At 72.3% G+C, this 7,323-nt stretch carries 7 protein-coding genes and 1 pseudogene; 3 read left to right on the top strand and 5 right to left on the bottom strand.

Going from position 1 to position 7,323, the window contains the following annotated elements:
* Positions 1-530 precede the first annotated feature (530 nt).
* On the top strand, positions 531-1,376 hold the full coding sequence (locus tag V7E45_RS38695) for a spermidine synthase (RefSeq protein WP_333778967.1): 846 nt from the start codon (positions 531-533) through the stop codon (positions 1,374-1,376).
* A 441-nt stretch (positions 1,377-1,817) separates the two neighbouring features.
* Here the strand turns inward: V7E45_RS38695 and V7E45_RS38700 are convergent, their stop codons facing one another.
* The 3 genes and pseudogenes from V7E45_RS38700 to V7E45_RS38710 all read right to left on the bottom strand — a co-directional run.
* On the bottom strand, positions 1,818-2,546 hold the full coding sequence (locus tag V7E45_RS38700) for an SDR family oxidoreductase (protein ID WP_333778968.1): 729 nt from the start codon (positions 2,544-2,546) through the stop codon (positions 1,818-1,820).
* Between the two features lie 179 nt (positions 2,547-2,725).
* Positions 2,726-3,160 (bottom strand): cupin domain-containing protein, encoded by a 435-nt coding sequence (locus V7E45_RS38705; RefSeq protein WP_333778969.1) that lies wholly within the window; start codon positions 3,158-3,160, stop codon positions 2,726-2,728.
* A gap of 336 nt (positions 3,161-3,496) precedes the next feature.
* Positions 3,497-3,998: pseudogene (locus tag V7E45_RS38710) on the bottom strand (MFS transporter); the annotation flags it as partial.
* Positions 3,999-4,155: 157 nt separating this feature from the next.
* Here V7E45_RS38710 and V7E45_RS38715 point away from each other — a divergent pair.
* Positions 4,156-4,491, top strand: coding sequence for a hypothetical protein (locus V7E45_RS38715; protein ID WP_333778970.1), 336 nt, complete (start codon positions 4,156-4,158; stop codon positions 4,489-4,491).
* A 120-nt stretch (positions 4,492-4,611) separates the two neighbouring features.
* On the opposite strand, the gene V7E45_RS38720 is transcribed toward V7E45_RS38715, so the two are convergent.
* On the bottom strand, positions 4,612-5,679 hold the full coding sequence (locus V7E45_RS38720; RefSeq protein WP_333778971.1) for a hypothetical protein: 1,068 nt from the start codon (positions 5,677-5,679) through the stop codon (positions 4,612-4,614).
* Positions 5,680-5,794: 115 nt separating this feature from the next.
* Here V7E45_RS38720 and V7E45_RS38725 point away from each other — a divergent pair, with 115 nt between their 5' ends.
* Entirely contained in the window at positions 5,795-6,247 is a 453-nt protein-coding gene (locus V7E45_RS38725; protein ID WP_333778972.1) for a DUF4442 domain-containing protein, read from the top strand.
* Between the two features lie 87 nt (positions 6,248-6,334).
* On the opposite strand, the gene galU is transcribed toward V7E45_RS38725, so the two are convergent.
* On the bottom strand, positions 6,335-7,323 hold a 989-nt coding region (galU, locus tag V7E45_RS38730; protein ID WP_443056353.1), incomplete at its 5' end, for a UTP--glucose-1-phosphate uridylyltransferase GalU.

Below are 7,323 nucleotides of genomic sequence, written 5' to 3' on the forward strand. Positions count from 1 at the left end.
CTCCTGCCGTTGGGGGCGCCCTGCGCTCAGTCCCCGTCGCTCAGGTGCGGGCCGCTTGCCGCCTCCCGGGCGTCCGGGCCGCGCACGCGTCCAGGCTGCTGCCCAGGTCTGGGCTCGCGCCCGATCCCCGGCCAGGGTTGGGCCTGTGGCGCCTCGGCTCCTGCCGTTGGGGGCGCCCTGCGCTCAGTCCCCGTCGCTCAGGTGCGGGCCGCCTGCCGCCTCCCGGGCGTCCGGGCCGCGCACGCGTCCAGGCTGCCGCCCAGGTCTGGGCTCGCGCCCGATCCCCGGCCAGGGTTGGGCCTGCGGCGTCTCGGCTTCTGCCGTCGGGACCCTGCGCTCAGTCCCCGTCGCTCAGGTGCGGGCCGCGTGCCGCCCCCCGGGCGTCCGGGGGTGTGCTCGGGTCCCGCATGCTGCCTGAGGCTGGGCCCGGTCCAGCCCCCGCCGTCAAGGGCTTGGCCGCAGGCAAGCTCCCGCCGCTCAGGAGCAGCCCCGCGTGGTCCGTGGTTCGGGGCGGCGGGGACAATGGAGCTGTGAGTGAAGCCATGCCGGTGACGCGGAGCGTCGATCACGGCACCGCCAAGCTGATGCCGGACGTCGATCGGGAGAGGGCCTGGTTGCTCACTGTCGACGGGGCGCCGCAGTCGTACGTGGATCTCGACGAGCCCGCGCACCTGGAGTTCGAGTACACGCGGCGGCTCGGGTACGTGCTCGACACCGTCGCCGCGGACGCGCGGCCGCTGGACGTGGTGCACCTCGGCGGGGGAGCGCTGACCCTGCCCCGTTACCTTGCCGCCACCCGGCCGGGGTCGCGGCAGGACGTGGTCGAGGCCGACCGGGGGCTGCTGGAACTGGTCACGGAGCATCTGCCGCTCGCGGAGGGTTCGGGAGTCGTCCTGCACGCCGCCGACGCCCGGACGTGGCTTGAGGCCGCCCCGGACGACTCGGCCGACGTGCTGATCGCCGACGTGTTCGGCGGCTCACGTGTCCCGGCCCACCTCACCTCGCTCAGCTACGCCCGGGAGGCCGAGCGTGTGCTGCGCCCCGACGGGGTCTATCTGGCCAACCTCGCCGACGCCGCGCCGTTCGCCTTCCTGCGCTCCCAACTGGCCACTTTCCTAGACCTGTTCGGCCAGCTCGCGCTGATCGCCGAGCCGGGTGTGCTGCGCGGCCGGCGGTTCGGCAACGCCGTGCTCGTCGCCTCGCACCGGCCGCTCGACACGGCCGCCGTGGCCCGGCGCACGGCCGCCGACGTCTTCCCCGCCCGGGTCGAACACGGCCCGGCGCTCACGGAATTCATCGGTGCGGCCCGGCCGGTCGTGGACGCCGATGCCGTTCCCTCACCCGAGCCCCCCGACGGCGCCTTCGGCATCGGCTGACGGGAGCGGTGCCGCCGCGGCCCGGGTGGTGCGGCGGGTCGGTCGGCGGACGTCCGGGACCGGCCGGTTTGTGCGCGGTGGCGTGTCGTCACGCCGAGTCCTCCGGTTCGCAGGCGCGGAGCAGGTCAAGCAGCTCCGGGTCCCCCTCAAGTTGCATGGAGTCCGCCGGAATGCGGTCGTACAGGTAGAACACCAGATCACCGGACCGGCCTCCCGCAGGGCCGCCGGCAACAGCTCGGTTGAGGCGGCCAGCCAGGCTTGCACGGTCTCGCGCTCCTGCGGCGCAACCGCGTCACCCTGTGCCGGGGTCCTGGACGTGGCGTCCGGTCCGGCGGCGACGGTGGCGGCCCAGCGGCGGCGGCCCTAGTCGATGTGCTGCACCAGGTCGGACAGCGTCCACCCGGGGCAGGTCGGTCTCCACACCTCACAGGTGCAAGCGGGTCAGGAGAGCCAGTCGGAGTAGCGGGTGGGGGCGAGGTGGGCGTCCTTGTCGGTGAGGACGTCACCCTTGACGGCGGCGAACATGCCGGCGGTGGGGTCGGTGACGACGGTGCGGTCGTCACCCTTGTGGGACAGGGTGATGCGGCCCAGCTCGTCCAGGGGGAAGATCTCGGGGCCGGCGATGTTGCGGATGCCGTTCAGCGGTGTGCCGGCGGTGACCTCCGCCACCGCCCGGGCCACGTCCTTGGAGGCGATCGGCTGGATCGGCGTGGCGGGCAGCCGGACGGTGTCGCCGTCGGCGGTCCAGGACAGGACGGCTTCCATGAAGTCCATGAACTGCGTCGCCCGGACGATCGAGTAGGGGACCGGCCCGGCCGCGAGGATCTGCTCCTGGAGCAGCTTGGCCTTGTAGTAGTCCAGCTCGGGTACCTGGTCCGTCCCGACGATCGAGAGGATGACGAAGTGCCCGACGCCGCCTTTGCGGGCCGCGGCCAGGAGGTTGTCCATCGAGGTCTGGAAGAAGGCGGGGGAAGCTTCGTCGAAGGTCGGAGAGTTCGTCAGGTTGACGACGACGTCGGCGCCCGCCACCGCGTCGTCCAGTCCCTGTCCGCTGATGACGTCGACCCCGGTGGACTTCGAGTGGGGTACCGCCTCGTGCCCGGCGGCGTTCAGGTCTGTGACGACCTGCGATCCGATCAGCCCGGTACCGCCGATGACTGCGATCTTCATCAGGTGCCTTTCCATGCGGATATATGGGCAAAATATGACACATGGGGGCGCTCTGCGAGCGCGACAGCACGCGCCTCGCTCGGCTGCATACCGACGTCGGGCCATTGCGGCCGGCCCATGTCGCGGTCGATGTAGGAGAACAGGGCAGCGGGCGCGCCAAAACAGTGTCGATTCGCAGGTCAGCCTTTGGAGGGGCGTGGGGCGCGCAGGTGCGCCCGTTCCTTCAGTTCCTCCTCGTCGACCAACGTGAGCATCGGCCGGCCCGGCGCGCACAGCATGGTCACCAAGAACTTGGTCGGTGCGTCGGGGAGTGCGTTGCCGTCCTGGTAGTGGATCACGTCACCGCCTGGCTCCCAGAACGTCCCACCGGCCTCGACGACACGCTCCGGCTCGCCCTCGAGTTCGAACCGGAGCGCGCCCTCCATCACGTAGCCGAACGACGGGCCCGAGTGGCGATGCGGAGGGAGTCCGGGGTGACCGGGAGGCCAGTCGACGAGAATGGTCATGCCCGAACCGCCTTCGGGAAAGAAGGGCGGAGTGACTTCCTGCAGCAATTTGACTTCGGGCGGCAAGGAGACCTCGGCTGTCCCGTGCTCCGGGTTTTTCTCTGGCATCTCCCACACCTCCGTGAGCCGGCCCGAAATGGACGATCCTGAGTCGGCCGGCGTGCCGAACCCGTGTACCGACGCAATCGTTCAGCGGTGATCAGGTCCGCCGGTTCCCGGCAGCCCGCATCCGTGACGGGTCGTGTGTGTTCTGCTTCGCCCGAAAGGTCTCAAGACCACCCTGCCTCCCGTCGGCGGCCGCCACAATCCGGGAGCCGGCGGCATCGAGACCGCCTGGCGCCATGACGTCAGCGGGCTCTGTCGCGCATCGGTTCTACGGCTGGTTCCGGTCCCTGGCCTTCGCCCTGCTCGGACTGCCGATCGCCGGACCCATCGCCGCTGCCGCGCGAGCGGGAAGGCGCACCGGGTGCCGGCGAGCAGCAGCCGACGGATCTCCGGCGGGTGATCAGCAGGGCGCCGGCCACCGTGCCCGCGCCGAACGCGCCGAACGCGCCCAGCGCCAGGCCCCAGGGGCCCGCCCGGCCCAGGCGTCGCTGGCCACGAGCGGACCGTGGACCGCGTCGGCCGCGCCGACCACGGCGTCGGCGATGGAGGACTGGACGACGTTGCCCCGCAGTCAGGGCCGGCCCGCCAACTCCCGCCAGCCCTCACACAGATCGGTCGGCCTGCCCTCGCCGGGCGAGCGGGGCGGCATGTGGCTGGCGTCGAGGAACGAGCGCGGTGCGCCGGCGACGGCGAAGGCGGCCGCGTCGATCGCGAGCACCCAGCCGGGGCCGGCGGCCGCGACCAGCGCAAGGCCGAGCGCGGCGCCGCCGGGGGTCGCCCCCTGGGTGGCTACGCGGAAGAGGGCGAACACCCGGCCCGCGTGCTCCCCGTCGACCGATGACTCGGGTTTACGGCGACGCCGGGGGGCCGCCGCCAACTCGCGCCACAGCGCGTCTTTTTGACTGGGACGGGGTGGCCTTCTAGGGTGAGGCAGTCATGTTCATGACGTTTTGTCATGGGGATGACGTAATTGCTTGAAAAGAGAAGAAAGGACGTTCATGCGCAAGCATGTCGCAGCCCTCGTCAGTGCGGCCGCGCTCCTCGGCTCGGCCGTACCGGCCGTGCTCGCCACGCCCGCCTCGGCCTCGACGATCAGGTGCCAGGAGGTCGCCGCGCGCTACGTCCTGAAGAAGGACGCCCCGGTCCACAAGACGCCCTCCCCGAGCGGCAAGGTGATCGGTCACGCCTACAAGGGGCACCACGTGATCTCGCACTACGAGTGCGACAACAGCCACGGCACCTGGGAGTGCATCTCCAACTGCCAGGTCTCGGACGACGGCCCGGGCTCGCTGTACGGCCACTGGGTCTACCGGGGCTACCTCGGCCAGGCCTGATCCCCGGCGTGGGGGGGGGGGGGGGGGGGGGGGGGGGGGGGGGGGGGGGCGGGGGGGGGGGGGCGGCCGGGGCCGGGGGGGCCCCCCCCCCCCCCCGCCGGCTCGGTCGTTCGTCGCAGCTCAGTCGTTCGTCGGCGTGCCGTGCAGCCGGATCGTGCCGAGCACCTTCAGGACGGTCGCCTTGGAGACCTCGCCCTTGACCCCGGTGGCCCCGTAGAAGTCGAACGACACGTAGTTGTGCAGCGAGTTCTGAAAGCCGAACGTCAGTGACTCGCCGTCCGAGGCGCACTTGCCCTTGTGCGGGGTGTCGGTCGACCGGGCCCAGGCGTAGCTGCCCTCGATCCCCGAAGTGGTGGTGAAGGCGGTGGCCTTCTTGTCCCACGAGATGCTCTTCTTGTCCGGCATGGTGTAGGCGCCGTACACCCACCAGGGCGCGGTGTTCACCGCGATCTGGTCCGTGTTCTTGGCGCCGCTGGCGCCCTTGGTGCCCACGACCGCCAGCGGGGTGTCCTCGGTGCGGCCGTCCTTGTCGTCGTCGGACGTGCACCACTTGGACTTGTACTCGGCCAGGCCCGACATCGTGATGCCCTTGTCCTTCTCGGACTTCGGGAAGTCGAAGTTGACCGCGAGGCCGGTGGCCTGGACCTCCCAGTCCGGCGGCACGTCGAAGGCGACGCCCCACTTGGGGTTCACCACGACCTTCCAGCCGGCGATCGTCGGCTTGTCCGCGTCGCCGCCGCGCGGGTCGTCGTCGGAACCGGAGGCGGACGCGCTCGGGGTGGACGACGACGAGGCCGGGGTGCTCGGCTTGTCGGCCTCGTCCTTCTTGTCCTTGCCGCCCAGGACCAGGAAGCCGGTCACGCCCGCGGCCACCACCACGGCCGCGGCCGCCACGATCGCGACGATCTTCGTCCGGTTCCCGCCACCGCCACCGCCGGCCGGTGAGGGCTGGGGAGCGCCCGCGGGCGCCGGGGCGCCCCACTGCTGCTGGGCGTAGGGGCCCGGCTGCTGGTAGCCGGGCTGTTGGGGGCCGGGCTGCTGGTAGCCGGGCTGTTGGGGGCCGGGCTGCTGGTAGCCGGGCTGCTGATACGGATTCGGCTGCTGGTACCCCGGCTGCTGGTAGGGGTTCTGCTGCGGGTTGTGCTGCGGGTTCTGCTCGCCCCCGGGCGGCTGCTGTCCTGGCCACATGGGCGCCCACACTAGCGGCGCCGCGGAAACGATTCGGTCACCGGCCCTCGTCAGGACCGTAGCGAAGCGGTCCCCACTCTGGCCAGACTCGGCTACTCGTGAGTAACATGGCGGCATGAGCGCAGACCAGATGTCGATCGGCGACATGCTCGCCGCCACCGTGCCCATGGCCCGGACGCTGAACCTGGAGTTCGTGGAGACCTCACGGGACCGGGCCGTGGTGTCCCTGCCGGACCAGGACGCGTACCACAACCACGTGGGCGGCCCGCACGCCGGCGCGATGTTCACGCTCGGCGAGTCGGCCAGCGGTGCCATCGTGCTGGCCGCGTTCGGTGACCAGCTCGCCCGCGCCGTGCCGCTCGCCGTGCGCGCCGAGATCGCCTACAAGAAGCTCGCCATGGGCGCCGTCACGGCCACCGCGACGCTGGGCCGCCCGGCCGTCGACGTCGTGGCCGAACTGGACGCGGGGCAGCGCCCCGAGTTCCCCGTGGCGATCGAGATCCGCCGCGCGGACGGGGCCGTGACCGGCGAGATGACCGTCGTGTGGACCCTGCGCCCCAACGGCTGAGCGGGCGGCCGCGGCCCGTTCCGGGGCCGCGCACGCGAGGACGGAGAAGGGGCCCGGCCGGGCCCCTTTCCGCTGCGTGCCGCCGGCTCAGGCGGCCCGGCGGCGCTCCCGCACGGTGACCCCGTCGCCGTCGCCGTCGCTGTCGTCGTTCAGGTCTGCCACGAACGCCCTGAGCCACCGCGTGAAAGCCGGTCCGAGGTCCGGGCGGGCGCAGGCCAGGCGCACCACCGTACGCAGGTACTCGGCCTTGTCGCCGGTGTCGTAGCGCAGCCCGTCGAAGACGACCCCGTGCACCGTGCCGGCGGCGGCGAGCCCCTGGAGGGCGTCGGTCAGCTGGATCTCGCCGCCGCGCCCGGGCGGGGTGCGCTCCAGGACGCCGAAGACCGCGGGGTCCAGGACGTAGCGCCCGATGACCGCGTAGCGGCTCGGCGCCTGCCCGGGGGCCGGCTTCTCGACCAGGCCGGTGACGCGTACGACGTCCTCCTCCCCTTCCTCGGCGGGTTCCACCGCCGCGCAGCCGTAGAGGCCGATCAGCTCCGGGTCGACCTTCATCAACGCCAGCACACTGCCCGCGTACCGGTCGCGGACGTCCAGCATGCGGCTGAGCAGGGTCTCGCGCGGATCGATCAGGTCGTCCCCGAGCAGCACGGCGAACGGCTGGTCGCCTACGTGGTGGCGGGCGCACAGCACGGCGTGCCCGAGCCCGAGCGGGTCGCCCTGGCGGATGTGGTGGATGTCGGCGAGCCGCGCGGGATCGCGTACGGCGTCCAGGCGCACGGTGTCGCCCTTGGCCGCCAGCGCCTGCTCCAGCTCGAAGGCGTGGTCGAAGTGGTCCTCGATGGCCCGCTTGTGCCGGCCGGTGACCATCAGGATGTCGTCGAGGCCGGCCGCGGCTGCCTCCTCCACGACGTACTGGATGGCCGGCTTGTCGACGACGGGCAGCATCTCCTTCGGCGTCGCCTTGGTCGCGGGCAGGAACCGGGTGCCGAGCCCGGCGGCCGGGACGACCGCCTTGCGCACCGGACGGGCGGCGGCGCGGGCGTGGGCCGGGGCGGGAACCCCGGCGGGAGTGGTGG

This window comes from Streptomyces sp. IBSBF 3136 (assembly GCF_036815105.1).
In the GTDB taxonomy this organism is placed as follows: domain Bacteria; phylum Actinomycetota; class Actinomycetes; order Streptomycetales; family Streptomycetaceae; genus Streptomyces.

Coding starts and splice junctions, on each gene's coding strand:
- V7E45_RS38700 (WP_333778968.1), bottom strand. CDS start 2,546: ATGAAGATCGCAGTCATCGGCGGTACCGGGCTGATCGGATCGCAGGTC.
- V7E45_RS38705 (WP_333778969.1), bottom strand. CDS start 3,160: ATGCCAGAGAAAAACCCGGAGCACGGGACAGCCGAGGTCTCCTTGCCG.
- V7E45_RS38715 (WP_333778970.1), top strand. CDS start 4,156: ATGCGCAAGCATGTCGCAGCCCTCGTCAGTGCGGCCGCGCTCCTCGGC.
- V7E45_RS38720 (WP_333778971.1), bottom strand. CDS start 5,679: ATGTGGCCAGGACAGCAGCCGCCCGGGGGCGAGCAGAACCCGCAGCAC.
- V7E45_RS38725 (WP_333778972.1), top strand. CDS start 5,795: ATGAGCGCAGACCAGATGTCGATCGGCGACATGCTCGCCGCCACCGTG.